The 14,595-nt window shown below is 72.1% G+C and carries 15 protein-coding genes; 11 read left to right on the top strand and 4 right to left on the bottom strand.

Translation table 11 applies throughout. From position 1 onward, the window contains the following. Position 1: 1 nt before the first annotated feature. On the bottom strand, positions 2-1,339 hold the full coding sequence (locus tag ACFTXQ_RS05530; RefSeq protein WP_382636266.1) for a D-arabinono-1,4-lactone oxidase: 1,338 nt from the start codon (positions 1,337-1,339) through the stop codon (positions 2-4). After that, on the bottom strand, positions 1,281-2,549 hold the full coding sequence (locus ACFTXQ_RS05525; RefSeq protein WP_382636118.1) for an MFS transporter: 1,269 nt from the start codon (positions 2,547-2,549) through the stop codon (positions 1,281-1,283). The genes ACFTXQ_RS05530 and ACFTXQ_RS05525 overlap by 59 nt, the downstream gene beginning before the upstream one ends. Before the next feature lie 172 nt (positions 2,550-2,721). Here ACFTXQ_RS05525 and ACFTXQ_RS05520 point away from each other — a divergent pair, with 172 nt between their 5' ends. Continuing rightward, the gene (locus ACFTXQ_RS05520) at positions 2,722-3,870 is read left to right on the top strand and encodes a ferrochelatase (RefSeq protein WP_382636116.1); all 1,149 of its coding nucleotides are present in this window, start codon (positions 2,722-2,724) and stop codon (positions 3,868-3,870) included. 18 nt (positions 3,871-3,888) lie between these two features. After that, the gene (locus ACFTXQ_RS05515; protein ID WP_382636264.1) at positions 3,889-4,689 is read left to right on the top strand and encodes an inositol monophosphatase family protein; all 801 of its coding nucleotides are present in this window, start codon (positions 3,889-3,891) and stop codon (positions 4,687-4,689) included. Between the two features lie 65 nt (positions 4,690-4,754). Here the strand turns inward: ACFTXQ_RS05515 and ACFTXQ_RS05510 are convergent, their stop codons facing one another. After that, a complete protein-coding gene (locus ACFTXQ_RS05510) occupies positions 4,755-4,928 on the bottom strand; it encodes a hypothetical protein (protein WP_382636114.1) in 174 nt (57 codons plus the stop codon). Positions 4,929-5,174: 246 nt separating this feature from the next. Between ACFTXQ_RS05510 and ACFTXQ_RS05505 the strand changes: the two genes are divergently transcribed. The 4 genes from ACFTXQ_RS05505 to ACFTXQ_RS05490 all read left to right on the top strand — a co-directional run bounded on the left by ACFTXQ_RS05505 (position 5,175) and on the right by ACFTXQ_RS05490 (position 8,678). Then, entirely contained in the window at positions 5,175-5,828 is a 654-nt protein-coding gene (locus ACFTXQ_RS05505) for a response regulator transcription factor (RefSeq protein ID WP_030036265.1), read from the top strand. Between the two features lie 5 nt (positions 5,829-5,833). After that, on the top strand, positions 5,834-7,081 hold the full coding sequence (locus tag ACFTXQ_RS05500; RefSeq protein WP_382636112.1) for a sensor histidine kinase: 1,248 nt from the start codon (positions 5,834-5,836) through the stop codon (positions 7,079-7,081). Between the two features lie 382 nt (positions 7,082-7,463). After that, positions 7,464-7,760: a DUF4193 domain-containing protein gene (locus ACFTXQ_RS05495; RefSeq protein ID WP_030008769.1), complete on the top strand. Its 297-nt coding sequence runs from the start codon at positions 7,464-7,466 to the stop codon at positions 7,758-7,760. A gap of 12 nt (positions 7,761-7,772) precedes the next feature. Continuing rightward, a complete protein-coding gene (locus ACFTXQ_RS05490) occupies positions 7,773-8,678 on the top strand; it encodes a hypothetical protein (RefSeq protein ID WP_382636110.1) in 906 nt (301 codons plus the stop codon). A gap of 38 nt (positions 8,679-8,716) precedes the next feature. Here ACFTXQ_RS05490 and ACFTXQ_RS05485 read toward each other — a convergent pair whose 3' ends face one another. After that, positions 8,717-9,187, bottom strand: coding sequence for a DUF3093 domain-containing protein (locus ACFTXQ_RS05485; RefSeq protein WP_382636108.1), 471 nt, complete (start codon positions 9,185-9,187; stop codon positions 8,717-8,719). 58 nt (positions 9,188-9,245) lie between these two features. Here ACFTXQ_RS05485 and ACFTXQ_RS05480 point away from each other — a divergent pair, with 58 nt between their 5' ends. The 5 genes from ACFTXQ_RS05480 (at position 9,246) to ACFTXQ_RS05460 (ending at position 14,578) form a co-directional block, all read left to right on the top strand. Beyond that, positions 9,246-9,830, top strand: a complete 585-nt coding sequence (locus tag ACFTXQ_RS05480; protein WP_382636107.1) for a PaaI family thioesterase — start codon at positions 9,246-9,248, stop codon at positions 9,828-9,830. Beyond that, positions 9,830-10,366 carry a dUTP diphosphatase gene (dut, locus tag ACFTXQ_RS05475; protein ID WP_382636106.1) on the top strand — a complete coding sequence of 179 codons (537 nt, stop codon included), beginning with the start codon at positions 9,830-9,832 and terminating at the stop codon, positions 10,364-10,366. Before ACFTXQ_RS05480 ends, dut begins: the two co-directional genes overlap by 1 nt. A gap of 1 nt (position 10,367) precedes the next feature. Next, on the top strand, positions 10,368-11,138 hold the full coding sequence (locus ACFTXQ_RS05470) for a DUF3710 domain-containing protein (protein ID WP_382636104.1): 771 nt from the start codon (positions 10,368-10,370) through the stop codon (positions 11,136-11,138). 195 nt (positions 11,139-11,333) lie between these two features. Further along, entirely contained in the window at positions 11,334-13,895 is a 2,562-nt protein-coding gene (locus tag ACFTXQ_RS05465; protein WP_382636102.1) for a DUF4118 domain-containing protein, read from the top strand. Then, positions 13,892-14,578 carry a response regulator gene (locus ACFTXQ_RS05460; protein ID WP_382636100.1) on the top strand — a complete coding sequence of 229 codons (687 nt, stop codon included), beginning with the start codon at positions 13,892-13,894 and terminating at the stop codon, positions 14,576-14,578. The genes ACFTXQ_RS05465 and ACFTXQ_RS05460 overlap by 4 nt, the downstream gene beginning before the upstream one ends. Positions 14,579-14,595 lie beyond the last annotated feature (17 nt).

The raw sequence follows: 14,595 nt of genomic DNA, 5'->3' as shown, positions 1-14,595 counted from the left end.
GTCAGTCCCCCAGGACGCGCCGCAGGTAGTCGTTGCCGAACACCCGGTCCGGGTCCAGCCGGTCCCGGAGCGCGGTGAACTCGGCGAACCGCGGGTAGGCCTGCGCGAAGTACTCGGCGTCCCGCGTGTGCACCTTGCCCCAGTGCGGCCGGCCGCCCAGCTCGGTGAAGATGCGCTCGGCCGCCGTGAAGTAGGCCTGGTACGGGGTGCCCTTGTACATGTGCACCGCGATGTACGCCGTCTCGCGCCCCGAGGCGGTCGACAGCGTGATGTCGTCCGCCGGCGCCGTCCGCACCTCGACCGGGAAGCTGATCCGCAGCCGTGAGCGGTCGACCATCGCGCGCAGCTCCCGCAGCGCCTCGACGACCCGCTCGCGCGGGAGTGCGTACTCCATCTCCACGAACCGCACCCGGCGCGGGCTGGTGAACACCTTGTACGGGATGTCCGTGTAGGTGCGCGCCGACAGGGCGCGGCTGGCCACGCGGGCGATGGAGGGGATGGTGGCGGGGACCGCGCGGCCCAGCGAGTTGACCGCCTGGAAGAGCCCGTTGGACAGCAGCTCGTCCTCGATCCACGCGCTGACCGGTCCGGGTGGGGCGGCGGGGCCCTGGCTGCGGTTGTTCCGCTTGGTGTTGCAGTTGCCGGTGTGCGGGAACCAGTAGAACTCGAAGTGCTCGTTCTCCGCGAAGTGTTGGTCGAACTCGGCCGTCACCCGGTCGAAGCCCATGGGTTCCTCACGGGCGGTCAGGAAGAAGACCGGCTCCACCGCGAAGGTGAGGGAGGTGACGATGCCGAGCGCGCCGATGCCGACCCGGGCCGCCGCGAAGACCTCGGGATTCTCCTTCTCCGAGCACGTCAGCAGCCGGCCGTCGGCCGTGACCAGCTCCAGGGCGCGGATCTGGGCGGCTATGGAGGCCGAGTCGCGGCCGGTGCCGTGGGTGCCCGTGCTGGTGGCGCCGGAGACCGTCTGCTCCATGATGTCGCCCATGTTCGTGAGCGACAGGCCCTCCCGGGCCAGGGCCGTGTTCAGGTCCTTGAGGACCGTGCCCGCCGCCACGGTGACCGTGCCGGCGGCCCGGTCGATGGACCGGATCCCGGCCAGCGCCTGCGGGCGTACGAGCACCCCGTCGGTCGCGGCGGCCGCGGTGAACGAGTGGCCGGTGCCGACCGCCTTCACCCGCAGGCCCTGCTCGGCGGCCCGGCGGACCGCCTCCTGGAGCTCCCCGACCGAGGTCGGGGACACGGTCCGTACGGGCGTGGCGGTGACGTTGCCCGCCCAGTTACGCCACGCGGCCGGCGCGTTCTTCCCTGCTGTCCCCGCTGTCCCCGCTGTCGCCATCGGCATCGCTAGAGGGCTCCTCCCCTTGCGCCGGCCTCGTCAGCCGGCGGAATCCCGCGAACGCAACCGCCGCCGCGGCCGCCCCCGACGAGATCGCGACGACGTACCCGCTGCGCGCCCCGGCGGCGTCGATGACCAGGCCGGTCACCGAGGAGCCGACCGCGACGCCGACCGCGAGGCCGGTGCTGATCCAGGTCATGCCCTCGGTCAGCTTCGCGCGTGGTACGTGCGCCTCGATCAGGGCCATCGTGGTGATCATCGTGGGTGCGATGGCGAGGCCCGAGACGAAGAGCGCCACGGCCAGAAACGGAAGGTTCCCGGCCAGTAGGAGGGGGATCATACTCACGGCCATCGCACATACGCCCAGTATCCAACGGCGTTCGGTCCGGCCCTTGAGATGCAGCAGGCCGAAGACGATGCCCGCGAGGCAGGAGCCGAAGGCCCAGATCGCCAGGATGACCCCGGAAAGGTTCTTGTGGCCCTGCTCGTCGGCGAAGGCCAGCGTCGCCGCGTCGATGGACCCGAAGATCGCGCCGGTGGCCACGAACGTGGCGGTCAGCACCTGGAGGCCGGGAGAGCGCAGCGCCGAGGTCCGGTCGGCCTGCTGGTCGCGCGGATGCGGCTCCGGCTCGGTGGCGCGCTGCGCGGTCAGCGTCCACACGCCGACCAGCAGGCAGACGGCCGCGATCAGCGGGCCCGCCTCGGGGAACCAGGCGGTGGACAGGGTGATGGCGAGGATCGGGCCGAAGATGAAGCAGACCTCGTCGATCACGGATTCGAAGGAGTACGCCGTGTGCAGATGGGGGGTGTCCCGGTAGATCACGGTCCACCGGGCGCGGACCATCGAGCCGACGCTGGGGACGCAGCCCGCCACGGCCGCGCAGACGAAGAGGGTCCAGTCGGGCCAACCGTTGGCGGCGGCCACGAGGAGGAGGGCGACCGAGGCCACGGAGATCAGCGTGGCGGGCCGCAGCACGCGCCGCTGGCCGTACTGGTCCACCAGCCGGGACACCTGGGGGCCGATGACCGCGGCGGCCAGGGCGAGGGTGCCGGTGAGGGCGCTCGCCATCGCGTAGCGGCCGGTGATCTCGGAGATCATCGTGAGGATGCCGACGCCGACCATGGAGATCGGCAGTCGGCCTATGAGGCCGGCGGCGCTGAACCCCTTGGTGCCAGGGGCCGCGAAGATCGCGCGGTAGGGACTGGGCAAGGGCCCTCCGTAAGGGACGTCATCGGCCCATACAGGTTACGACCGCCGACCGGGCACCCGCACGGGGAAGATTCCGGACATCGGAACTTAGGGTCACCTTACCTGCGCTGCGGGGGGTGCTCACGGCCGGGCCGGTTCCCGCCGGCGGAAGCCGGGTGGCAGGATTCGATGCATGTCAGACCAGCTCCGCCCGCCCGCCGGCGGGCCCGCCGCCCCCTACGACGCCCTGCTGCTGCTCTCCTTCGGCGGCCCCGAGGGACCCGACGACGTCGTGCCGTTCCTGGAGAACGTCACGCGCGGGCGCGGGATCCCCCGCGAGCGGCTCAAGGAGGTCGGACAGCACTACTTCGGCTTCGGCGGGGTCAGCCCGATCAACGCGCAGAACCGCGAACTGCTGGACGCGCTGCGCAAGGACTTCGCCGAGCACGGGCTGGACCTGCCGGTCTACTGGGGCAACCGGAACTGGGCGCCCTACCTGACCGATGTCATGCGGGAGATGGCCGCCGACGGGCGCCGCCGGATCGCGGTGCTCGCGACCAGCGCCTACGCCTCGTACTCGGGCTGCCGCCAGTACCGCGAGAACCTCGCCGACGCGCTGGCCGCGCTCGCCGAGGAGGGGGTCGCGGAGCTGCCGAAGGTGGACAAGCTGCGGCACTACTTCAACCACCCCGGCTTCGTGCAGCCCATGATCGACGGCGTGCTCGCCTCGCTGGAGTCGCTGCCGCAGGAGGTGCGCGCCGGAGCGCACCTCGTCTTCACCACGCACTCCATCCCGAACGCCGCCGCCGACACCTCTGGGCCGGCCGAGGAGCACGGCGAGGGCGGGGCGTACGTCAAGCAGCACCTGGACGTCGCCAAGGTGATCGCGGACGCGGTGCGGGCGGAGACGGGCACGGAGCTGCCCTGGGAGCTCGTCTACCAGTCGCGCAGCGGCGCCCCGCACATCCCGTGGCTGGAGCCGGACATCTGCGACCACCTGGAGGCGCTGCACGGGGCCGGCGCCCCGGCGGCGGTCATGGTGCCGATCGGCTTCGTCTCGGACCACATGGAGGTCCTGTACGACCTCGACACCGAGGCGACGGCGAAGGCGGCCGAGCTCGGCCTGCCGATCGCCCGGTCGGCGACGGTCGGGGCCGACCCCCGGTTCGCCGCGGCGGTACGGGAACTCGTGCTGGAGCGGGCCGCGGCCGAACGCGGCGAGCCCGTCGAGCGGTGCGCGCTGGGGCTGCTCGGCGCGAGCCACGACCTGTGCGCGGTGGGCTGCTGCCCGGCGCGGGCGCCCCGGCCGGCGGCCGCGGGCATGGACAGTCCGTACGCGTAGCGAGGGGGCGGGACCGTGATCTCCGACGAGCTGAAGGCCGAGCTGCTGGAAGTGGGCCTGGAGGCCGCCCGGCAGGCCGGGGCGCTGCTGCGCGACGGCCGGCCGGCCGATCTGGCGGTGGCCGCGACCAAGAGCAGCCCGATCGACGTGGTGACCGAGATGGACATCGCGGCGGAGAAGCTGATCACCGGCATCCTCGCGCGGCGGCGGCCCGAGGACGGGCTGCTGGGCGAGGAGGGCGCGGACAGCCCCGGCACCAGCGGGGTGCGGTGGGTCGTGGACCCGCTGGACGGCACCGTGAACTACCTGTACGGGCTGCCGAGCTGGGGGGTGTCCATCGCGGCCGAGTACCGGGGCGAGACCGTGGTCGGGGTCGTGGCGGCGCCGATGCGCGGGGAGACGTACCACGCCGTGCTCGGGGGCGGGGCGTGGCTGGGGACGGCGCGGCTCGCCTGCCGGGGGCCCGCGCCGCTGGACCAGGCGCTGGTCGGGACCGGCTTCGCGTACGTCCAGGCGCGGCGGGCGCACCAGGCCGATGTCGCGCAGCGGATCATTCCGCTGGTGCGGGACATCCGGCGGGGCGGGTCGGCGGCGCTGGACCTGTGCGACGTGGCCGCGGGGCGGCTGGACGCGTACTACGAGCGGGGGCTGAACCCGTGGGACCTGGCGGCCGGGGAGCTGATCGCCCGGGAGGCCGGTGCCGTGACCGGCGGCCGGCCGGGCGAGGCGGCGTCGGGTGAGCTGGCGCTCGCGGCCGGCCCGGCGGTGTTCGCCTCGCTCCAGCCGCTGCTGGAGGAGGCCGGGGCCTGGCACGACTGACCCTCGGGCCGGTATGACGGAACCCCGGCCGCCCTCGGGGCGGCCGGGGTTCGGGGTGGGGTGGGTCAGCAGGCCGGGGCGGACACGGGGACACCGTGCTCGGCGGCGAGGCGCTGGAGGTCTTCCAGCTCCGCCTGTTCCACTTCCGCGAGGAAGTCGTCGCCCGACTCGCGGGCCTGCATGAGGTCCGACTGCGTGGCCCTGATGCGCTGCAGGAGACCCGCGGTGAATGCGTCCATGATGGGTTCGCCCCCTCTTCGTGGGTCGGCGGCGGCACGTGGCAGACCGCCGTCAGGGAGTGGATGGGGTGTCCTCACGTCCTCCCCGGCACCCTGGGCCCAGAAACCTCGGAAGGCCGGGGAATCCTCACTTCCGTCCCGCCCGACCCCTGCGAGCAGCGTCTTACAGCCGGTTTACGGCCGAAACGGGCAGGATGGACGACGCAACACACGTGCGCCCTGACGGGCTCGGAGGAAGGAAACGACGTGCGCGTACTCGTCGTCGAGGACGAGCAGCTGCTCGCCGATGCGGTGGCCACCGGCCTGCGCCGGGAGGCCATGGCGGTGGACGTCGTGTACGACGGCGCGGCCGCCCTGGAGCGCGTCGGGGTGAACGACTACGACGTGGTCGTCCTCGACCGGGACCTCCCGCTCGTGCACGGTGACGACGTCTGCCGGAAGATCGTCGAGCTCGGCATGCCCACCCGCGTGCTGATGCTGACCGCCTCCGGCGACGTCAGCGACCGGGTGGAGGGCCTGGAGCTGGGCGCCGACGACTACCTGCCCAAGCCGTTCGCCTTCACCGAGCTCACCGCCCGCGTGCGGGCGCTCGGCCGGCGCACCACGGTCGCACTGCCGCCCGTGCTGGAGCGGGCCGGCATCAAGCTGGACCCGAACCGGCGCGAGGTGTTCCGCGAGGGCCGTGAGGTGCAGCTGGCGCCCAAGGAGTTCGCGGTGCTGGAGGTCCTCATGCGGAGCGAGGGGACCGTCGTCTCCGCCGAGCAGCTGCTGGAGAAGGCATGGGACGAGAACACCGATCCCTTCACGAACGTGGTGCGGGTGACGGTCATGACCCTGCGGCGCAAGCTGGGGGAGCCGCCGGTCATCGTGACCGTCCCCGGCTCCGGGTACCGGATCTGACGCGCGTGGCCACGACCCCGGCGCCACCACCGGCGCCACCGAAACCGACCTGGGACCCCGGCCAGCCCGAGGGTCCCTTCCCTTGGCTGCGGCCGACCATCCGGATACGCCTCACGCTGCTGTACGGCGGGATGTTCCTGATCGCCGGGATCCTGCTGCTGTCGATCATCTACCTGCTGGCGGCGCAGGCCCTGCGCGAGGGCAACGCCCTCCCGTACAAGATCGTCAGCGGGCAGAACATCGAGGTCACCAGCACCACCTGCCCCGGTGTCCACGAGATCAGCCCGTCGCTGGAGCAGTTCAACGCGGCGATCAACCAGTGCGTGCTGGAGCAGCGCAAGCGGGCGCTGGACGACCTGCTGAGCCGGTCGCTGATGGCCCTGCTCGGCCTGAGCATCATCGCCTTCGCCTTCGGCTACGCGATGGCCGGCCGGGTGCTCTCCCCGCTGGGGAAGATCACCCGGACCGCCCGCCGGGTGGTCGGCTCCGACCTGACCCGGCGGATCGAGCTGGACGGGCCGGACGACGAGCTCAAGGAGCTCGCCGACACCTTCGACGAGATGCTCGACCGGCTGGAGCGGGCCTTCACGGCGCAGCAGCGGTTCGTCGCGAACGCCTCGCACGAGCTGCGGACACCGCTCGCGATCAACCGCACCCTGCTGGAGGTGCACCTCTCCGATCCGGGTGCCGCGGTCGAGCTCCAACAGCTCGGCAAGACGCTGCTGGCCACCAACGAGCGCAGCGAGCAGCTGGTCGAGGGCCTGCTGCTGCTGGCCCGCAGCGACAACCAGATCATCGAGCGCAAGCCCGTGGACCTGGCCGAGGTCGCCTCGCGCGCCGTCGACCAGGCGCGGGCCGAGGCCGAGGCGAAGGGCGTGGAGATCCGCGGCGAGCGGGCGCTCGCCGTGGTGCAGGGCAACGGGGTGCTGCTGGAGCGGATCGCCCTCAACCTGGTGCAGAACGCCGTCCGGTACAACGTGCCGGAGGACGGCTGGGTGGAGGTCACGACCGAGATCCAGCACGGCCAGGCGGTGCTCCTGGTGTCGAACACGGGTCCTGTCGTTCCGGCGTACGAGGTGGACAACCTCTTCGAGCCCTTCAGGCGGCTGCGTACGGAGCGAACGGGCAGCGACAAGGGTGTCGGGCTCGGCCTCTCCATCGCGCGCTCCGTGGCCCGCGCACACGGCGGAAGGATCCAGGCGATCCCGCGGGAAGGCGGTGGACTCGTGATGCGTGTCACTCTTCCTTTGTGAGACCAGGACCCCGTGTTCGCTCTTGGCTGAATGCTTGCCATGTGAAAACAGTCGCCCCTGTGTGATCGATCACAGTGGCCAGTGTCGGTGCATGTGCGTTCAGTGACCCCGGGGCGGCCGGAACGCCCGGGAAGTCCGGGTTTCCGGCCCCCCTGATGGCGGGAAATACACGGGGTGGCGTTTGTGCAAGACGGCCCCCGGACCGTGTACGGTCCCGGTCGTCATCCCAGCCAATCGCTCCTTCAGGCGTGCGGCTGGGTGTCGATTGAGTAACAGACCTTGATGTGAGGCAAAATCTCCGCCTCAGGTCGGGCACAAGTCCGGCCTCTCGCGCGTTACGTGCGCTGAGACACCGCTAACACCCAGAGGGGGAGAGCGAACAATGGCAACGGACTACGACACCCCACGCAAGACGGACGACGACGTCGACAACGACAGCATTGAAGAGCTGAAGGCCCGGCGTAACGAGAAGTCCACCTCGTCCGCGGACATGGACGAATTCGACTCGGTCGAGAGCATGGAGCTGCCCGGCGCGGACCTCTCCAATGAGGAGCTGGCCGTTCGGGTCCTGCCCAAGCAGGCCGACGAGTTCACCTGCATGAGCTGCTTCCTGGTGCACCACCGCAGCCAGCTGGCGCGCGAGAAGAACGGTCAGCCGATCTGCCGCGACTGCGACTGAGAGGCGTCGGCCGTGGCTGGCTCGACACCTTTCCGCAAGCGGCGCTTGCGGACATCGGGTGACCCGGCGGAGGCGCAGGCGGGAACCACGGACCCGGAAACGGGTCCTGGAGCTCCCGGCGGCCCCGCCATCGAGGAGAGTGCCGTGCCCTCCACAGAAGTCGACGAGGTGTCCCGGCAGCGGTCCGGGGCTCGTCGGCTGCAAGCCGTCAAGAACGGTGTACGCAAGGGCGGCGGAAGCGTCAGGGACGCCGCCCTGTACATCACCGACAGGATCATCGAGAACGCACCGCGCGTTCCGGTTCGGGACCTCGCGACCCTGCGGGCGCAGTTCCCGGGCCTCAATCCCGATCAGCTCGCCGACAAGCTGATCGCGGGCGCCACGAACGCCACGTCCGCCGTCGGTGCGGGCATCGGAGCGGCGGCCATGCTGCCCGTCCCACCCGCGATGCCGGCGGAGCTGGCCGCGGAGATCACCGGGGTCGCGGCGATCGAGCTGAAGCTCATCGCCGAGCTCCACGAGGTCTACGGCCTGCGCCCGCCCGGCACCCTCCGGGAGCGCAGCCTCTCCTACCTGACCGCGTGGACCGAGGAACGCGGGGTGGACCTGACCAAGCCGACGACGCTGAACGCGGCGCTCGGCGGTCAGATGAAGCGCGAATTGCGCCAGCAGATCATGAAGCGGATGTTCCGCAACCTGCCCAGCCTGATGCCGTTCATGGTGGGCGCGGCCGTGGGGGCGGTCATGAACCGCCGGGACACGCGGAAACTCGCCGAGAAGGTGCGTGGTGACCTGCGGGGGCGGGCGGTGGCGTGGGATGCCCTTCCGGCGCTGCCGGGCCTTGAGCAGCCTTCCCAGCCCCTTCCTGAGGCCGTCAGGGCCGCCCTTGAAGGGCCGGATCGTCGTTCGCAGGGCTGAGAGGCGGTCTGCCGGGGCTCGGCCCCGGACCCCGCGCCTCAAACGCCGGCGGGGCTGTTCTTCGCGGCGCGCACCGCTGCCGCCAGGGCCTCGGGCTCGCGGGTGGAGACGTACACGTACGGGGTCGGGTCCGAAGCGTCGGTGATCTCGATGCGGACGGCCGTCGGGACGTAGCTGCGCATCAGCATGAACGCGCGGGTGTCGGCCTTGTACGTGCGCCAGGCGCGCGATTCCTCGGCGTCCAGGACCTCGGGCTCGCCCAGGGCCGTCACCGGGATGCGGGCGTCGCCGGCGGCCAGGGCGCCGTTCACCACGCGCACGCGCGCGGAGCCGTACGAGCTCACCAGCATCCCGGCCAGCGCGGTGCCGCCGACCAGGCCGGCCAGCAGCGGCAGGGTGCCCAGCGGCAGCAGCGTCAGCGCGCACGCGAGACCGATGAGTACGGCGATGCCCCACCAGGAGCGGGGGGCGGTCAGACGTTCGTCGTGGTGCGCGGGGGAGAGCTGCATGGGTTCAAGCCTGCCACGAGGCGACCGGCGGGTAGCCGCGCGGGTAAGGTCTGCGCCTGTGAGTGGACGAAACACAGCGTTGACGCCCCCGGCCGATGCCACCGCGCCGGTCCGGCACCCCGATGCCCCGGCACCCGGTGAGCTCCTCGGCGCGCACTACGAGCACTGCGTCGGCTGCGGCGAGGGCCAGGCGCACGGACTCCACCTGGAGGCCCGGGCGGGCGAGGGCGTGCGCGTCACCGCCGAGTTCACCGTCAAGCCCGCGCACCAGGGCGCACCCGGTCTCGCGCACGGCGGCGTACTGGCCACCGCGCTCGACGAGACGCTCGGCTCGCTGAACTGGCTGCTGCGCGTCATCGCCGTGACGGGACGGCTGGAGACCGACTTCCTGCGGCCCGTCCCCGTGGACACCGTGCTCCACCTGGAGGCCGAGGTCACGGCCGTCGCCGGGCGGAAGATCTACTCCACCGCCGTCGGCCGGATAGGCGGGCCCGACGGCCCCGTCGCCGTGCGGGCGGACGCGCTCTTCATCGAGGTGAAGGTCGACCACTTCATCGACAACGGTCGGCCCGAGGAGATCCGGGCGGCGATGGCCGACCCGGACCAGGTCAGGCGCGCACGCGCCTTCGAGGTGAACCCCTGATGGCTCTGAACAACCACGCCCCGGTGGACGTGCTGATCCGCCGCATCGACCCCGAGGTTCCGCTGCCCGCCTACGGTCACCCCGGCGACGCCGGCTGCGACCTGGTCACCACGCAGGCCGCCGAGCTGGAGCCCGGCGAGCGCGCCGTGCTGCCCACCGGCGTATCCATCGCGCTGCCCGACGGGTACGCCGCGTTCGTGCACCCGCGCTCGGGCCTGGCCGCCCGCTGCGGGCTCGCGCTCGTGAATGCCCCGGGGACGGTGGATGCCGGGTACCGTGGGGAGATCAAGGTGATCGTGGTCAATCTCGACCCTCGCGAGAGCGTCCGGTTCGAGCGTTTCGACCGCATTGCCCAGCTGGTTGTCCAGCGGGTCGAGAAGGTGCGCTTCCACGAGGTGGCGGAACTTCCCGGCTCGGCCCGGGCCGAGGGGGGTTTCGGCTCCACCGGCGGTCATGCGGCCGTGGCCGGATCAGGCGCTGGTCAGCAGGGTGGGAATGGCTACGCTTCGGTCGTAACCGACCGGGAAGGACAGTGACGTGTTCGGACGTCGCAAGAAGAACGACTCCGCCAAGGACGGCGGCGCGGCCGAGCAGGTCGTTGACGGCGTCGGCGCCGAGGAGCTCGACGGTGCCGAGGAGCAGCCGCGCCGCGTGAACCTGCCTCCGGCCCCGCGTCCCGACGGCCCGTGGGACGTCTCCGAGGTGCTCGGCAACCCGGCCGACGGCCGGGTCGACCTGGGCGGCATCCTCGTACCGGGTGTCGAGGGCATGGAGCTGCGCGTCGAGGTCGCCGGTGACGCGATCGTCGCCGCGACCGTCGTGCTCGGCGACAGCGCCGTGCAGCTGCAGGCCTTCGCCGCGCCCCGCAAGGAAGGCATCTGGGGCGAGGTCCGCGAGGAGATCGCCGCGGGCATCACCCAGCAGGGCGGCATCATCGACGAGGCCGAGGGTCCGCTGGGCTGGGAGCTGCGCGCGCAGGTGCCCGTACCGCTCCCGGACGGGCAGACCGGCGCGCAGCTGGTCCGCTTCGTCGGCGTCGACGGCCCGCGCTGGTTCCTGCGCGGGGTCATCTCCGGCCAGGGCGCGGTGCGCCCCGAGTCGGCGGGTGTCCTCGAGCAGATCTTCCGCGACACCGTCGTGGTCCGCGGCGACGGTCCGATGGCCCCCCGCGACCCGATCGTCCTGAAGCTGCCGAACGACGCCCAGATGGTGCCGGACGGCGTGCAGACGGAGGAGCAGGAAGGCTCCCGCTTCGGCGGCGGCATGGGCCAGCTGGAGCGCGGCCCGGAGATCACCGAGGTCCGCTGACACAGGTCCGGCGCCCTCGCACAGGGGCCGTCGTACGTTTTCGGCCGGTGGGCCCCACTCCTTCGGGGTGGGGCCCACCGGCTTTTGCGCGGCCGCCCCGCGGCCGTCGCGTAGCCGCGTCAGGGATGCGCTAGGGATCTGCGCGCGGGCCCCCATCGGTGCGTGCACGGGACAAACGTCCCCGAGAATGGGCGCATGGGACGCGGCAGGCTAAGGATCTATCTCGGCGCGGCACCCGGTGTGGGCAAGACCTACGCGATGCTCTCCGAGGGCCACCGCAGGGTGGAGCGGGGCGCCGACTGCGTGGTCGGCTTCGTCGAGCACCACGGGCGGCCGCGCACCGAGGTCATGCTGCACGGCCTGGAACAGGTGGAGCGGCAGGAGCTGGCGTACCGCGGCGCGGCGTTCACCGAGATGGACGTGGACGCCGTCCTCGCCCGCAGACCCGCGATCGCCCTCGTGGACGAGCTCGCGCACACCAACGTGCCGGGCTCGCGCAACGCCAAGCGCTGGCAGGACGTGGAGGAGCTGCTGCGGGCCGGCATCGACGTCGTGTCCACCGTCAACATTCAGCACCTGGAATCGCTCGGGGACGTGGTCGAGTCGATCACCGGGGTGCGGCAGCGGGAGACCGTGCCGGACGAGGTGGTGCGGCGGGCCGACCAGATCGAGCTGGTCGACATGTCCCCGCAGGCGCTGCGCCGGCGGATGGCGCACGGGAACATATACAAGCCCGACAAGGTCGACGCGGCCCTGTCGAACTACTTCCGGCCCGGCAACCTCACCGCCCTGCGCGAGCTCGCGCTGCTGTGGGTGGCCGACCGCGCGGACGAGTACCTCCAGCAGTACCGCGGGGAGCACGGCATCCGCTCCACCTGGCAGGCACGGGAGCGGATCGTCGTCGGGCTCACCGGCGGGCCGGAGGGGCGCACCCTCATCCGGCGCGCCTCGCGGATGGCGGCCAAGGGCTCGGGCAGCGAGATCCTCGCCGTCTACATCGCGCGCAGCGACGGCCTGACCGCCGCCTCGCCGAAGGAGCTCGCGATCCAGCGGACCCTGGTCGAAGACCTGGGCGGAACGTTTCACCATGTGATCGGCGACAACGTTCCCGAGGCCCTGCTGGAGTTCGCGCGCGGGGTCAACGCCACCCAGATCGTGCTCGGCTCCAGCCGCCGCAAGGCCTGGCAGTACGTCTTCGGCCCCGGGGTCGGCGCCACCGTGGCCCGCGATTCGGGCCCCGACCTCGACGTCCACATCGTCACGCACGAGGAGGTGGCCCGGGGGCGCGGCCTGCCCGTCGTCCGCTCGGCCGCCCGGCTCGGGCGCCCGCGGATCGTGGCCGGCTGGCTGGTGGGCGTGCTCCTCCCGGTGCTGCTGTGCCTGCTGCTCACGCACGTGGACGCCGACCCCGGCCTCGCCAACGACATGCTGCTCTTCCTGGCGCTGACGGTGGCGGCCGCGCTGCTCGGCGGGCTCTGGCCGGCCCTGGCGTCGGCCGCCTTCGGCTCACTGCTGCTGAACTACTACTTCGCGCCGCCCCTGCACCGGTTCACCATCTCCGACCCCAAGAACATCGTCGCCATCGCCATCTTCTTCTGGGTGGCGGTCTCGGTGGCCTCGGTGGTGGACCTGGCCGCCCGGCGCACCCACCAGGCGGCGCGGCTGCGCGCCGAGTCCGAGATCCTCTCCTTCCTGGCGGGCAGCGTGCTGCGCGGCGAGACCACGCTGGACGCGCTGCTGGAGCGGGTCCGCGAGACCTTCGCCATGGAGTCCGTGGCCCTGCTGGAACGCGCGGGCGAGGTCGAGCCCTGGAAACCGGCCGGCAGCGTCGGCCCCCGGCCCGTCGCAAGGCCCGAGGACGCCGACGTGGACATGCCGATCGGGGACCACATGGCGCTCGCCCTCTCCGGGCGGGTGCTGCCCGCGGAGGACCGCCGGGTGCTCGGCGCCTTCGCCGCCCAGGCCGCCGTGGTCCTGGACCGGCAGCGGCTGGTCGGGGAGGCCGAGGAAGCCCGCCGGCTGGCCGAGGGCAACCGGATCCGGACCGCCCTGCTGGCCGCCGTCAGCCACGACCTGCGTACGCCGCTGGCCTCCATCAAGGCCTCCGTCAGCTCCCTGCGCTCCGATGACGTGGAGTGGTCCGAGGAGGACCGGGCCGAGCTGCTCGAAGGCATCGAGGACGGCGCCGACCGCCTCGACCACCTGGTGGGCAACCTGCTGGACATGTCCCGGCTCCAGACCGGCACCGTCACCCCGCTGATCCGCGAGATCGACCTCGACGAGGTGATCCCGATGGCGCTGGGCGGCGTACCGGAGGACAGCGTGGCGATGGAGGTGCCCGAGTCGCTCCCGATGGTGTCGGTGGATCCGGGGCTGCTGGAGCGGGCCGTGGCCAACGTGGTGGAGAACGCCGTCAAGTACAGCCCGCGGGGGGAGCGGGTGCTGGTCGCGGCCAGCTACCTCGGCGACCGGGTCGAGGTGCGCGTCGTCGACCGCGGACCCGGCGTGCCCGACGAGGCCAAGGAGCGGATCTTCGCCCCCTTCCAGCGGCACGGGGACGCGCCCCGCGGAGCCGGGGTGGGCCTCGGGCTCGCGGTGGCCCGCGGCTTCGCCGAGGCCATGGACGGCACCCTGGCCGCCGAGGACACCCCAGGAGGCGGCCTGACCATGGTCCTCACCCTGCGCGCGGCGACCCGCGGCGCGGCACCCGTGGATTTCGATCGTGACCGGATACGACAGAAGGCAGGACCTCAATGACCCGGGTGCTCGTGGTGGAAGACGAGCCGCAGATCGTCCGAGCCCTCGTGATCAATCTGAAGGCACGCAAGTACGAGGTCGACGCGGCCGCCGACGGAGCGAGCGCCCTGGAGCTGGCCGCCGCCCGCCACCCCGACGTGGTCGTCCTGGACCTCGGCCTCCCCGACATGGACGGGGTCGAGGTGATCAGGGGCCTGCGCGGCTGGACCAGGGTGCCCATCCTGGTGCTCTCCGCCCGGCACAGCTCCGACGAGAAGGTCGAGGCCCTGGACGCGGGCGCCGACGACTACGTCACCAAGCCCTTCGGCATGGACGAGCTGCTGGCCAGGCTGCGCGCCGCCGTCCGCCGGGCCGAGCCGGCCGCCGGCGCGGGCGGGGACGAGGTGATCGTGACGACCGAGAACTTCTCGGTGGACCTGGCCGCCAAGAAGGCCGTGCGCGAGGGCCGCGACGTACGGCTCACGCCCACCGAGTGGCACCTCCTGGAGGTCCTGGTCCGCAACGGCGGCAAGCTGGTCAGCCAGAAGCAGCTGCTGCAGGAGGTGTGGGGGCCCTCGTACGGCACCGAGACCAACTACCTGCGGGTCTACATGGCGCAGCTGCGCCGCAAGCTGGAGGCGGACCCCTCGCGTCCGCGGCACTTCATCACCGAACCGGGCATGGGATACCGCTTCGAGAGGTAGTGGGGGCGCCGGTACGC

Source organism: Streptomyces sp. NPDC057010, assembly GCF_042673805.1.
Classification (GTDB): Bacteria; Actinomycetota; Actinomycetes; order Streptomycetales; family Streptomycetaceae; genus Streptomyces.
The sequence above is the reverse complement of the archived record's forward strand: the minus strand, read 5'-3'. Positions and strand labels throughout refer to the sequence as shown.

What these genes read in the sequence shown, in the direction of transcription:
- ACFTXQ_RS05530 (WP_382636266.1), bottom strand. Translation starts at nt 1,339, where the DNA reads ATGGCGACAGCGGGGACAGCGGGGACAGCAGGGAAGAACGCGCCGGCC.
- ACFTXQ_RS05520 (WP_382636116.1), top strand. Translation starts at nt 2,722, where the DNA reads ATGTCAGACCAGCTCCGCCCGCCCGCCGGCGGGCCCGCCGCCCCCTAC.
- ACFTXQ_RS05510 (WP_382636114.1), bottom strand. Translation starts at nt 4,928, where the DNA reads ATGGACGCATTCACCGCGGGTCTCCTGCAGCGCATCAGGGCCACGCAG.
- ACFTXQ_RS05495 (WP_030008769.1), top strand. Translation starts at nt 7,464, where the DNA reads ATGGCAACGGACTACGACACCCCACGCAAGACGGACGACGACGTCGAC.
- ACFTXQ_RS05485 (WP_382636108.1), bottom strand. Translation starts at nt 9,187, where the DNA reads ATGCAGCTCTCCCCCGCGCACCACGACGAACGTCTGACCGCCCCCCGC.
- dut (WP_382636106.1), top strand. Translation starts at nt 9,830, where the DNA reads ATGGCTCTGAACAACCACGCCCCGGTGGACGTGCTGATCCGCCGCATC.
- ACFTXQ_RS05465 (WP_382636102.1), top strand. Translation starts at nt 11,334, where the DNA reads ATGGGACGCGGCAGGCTAAGGATCTATCTCGGCGCGGCACCCGGTGTG.
- ACFTXQ_RS05460 (WP_382636100.1), top strand. Translation starts at nt 13,892, where the DNA reads ATGACCCGGGTGCTCGTGGTGGAAGACGAGCCGCAGATCGTCCGAGCC.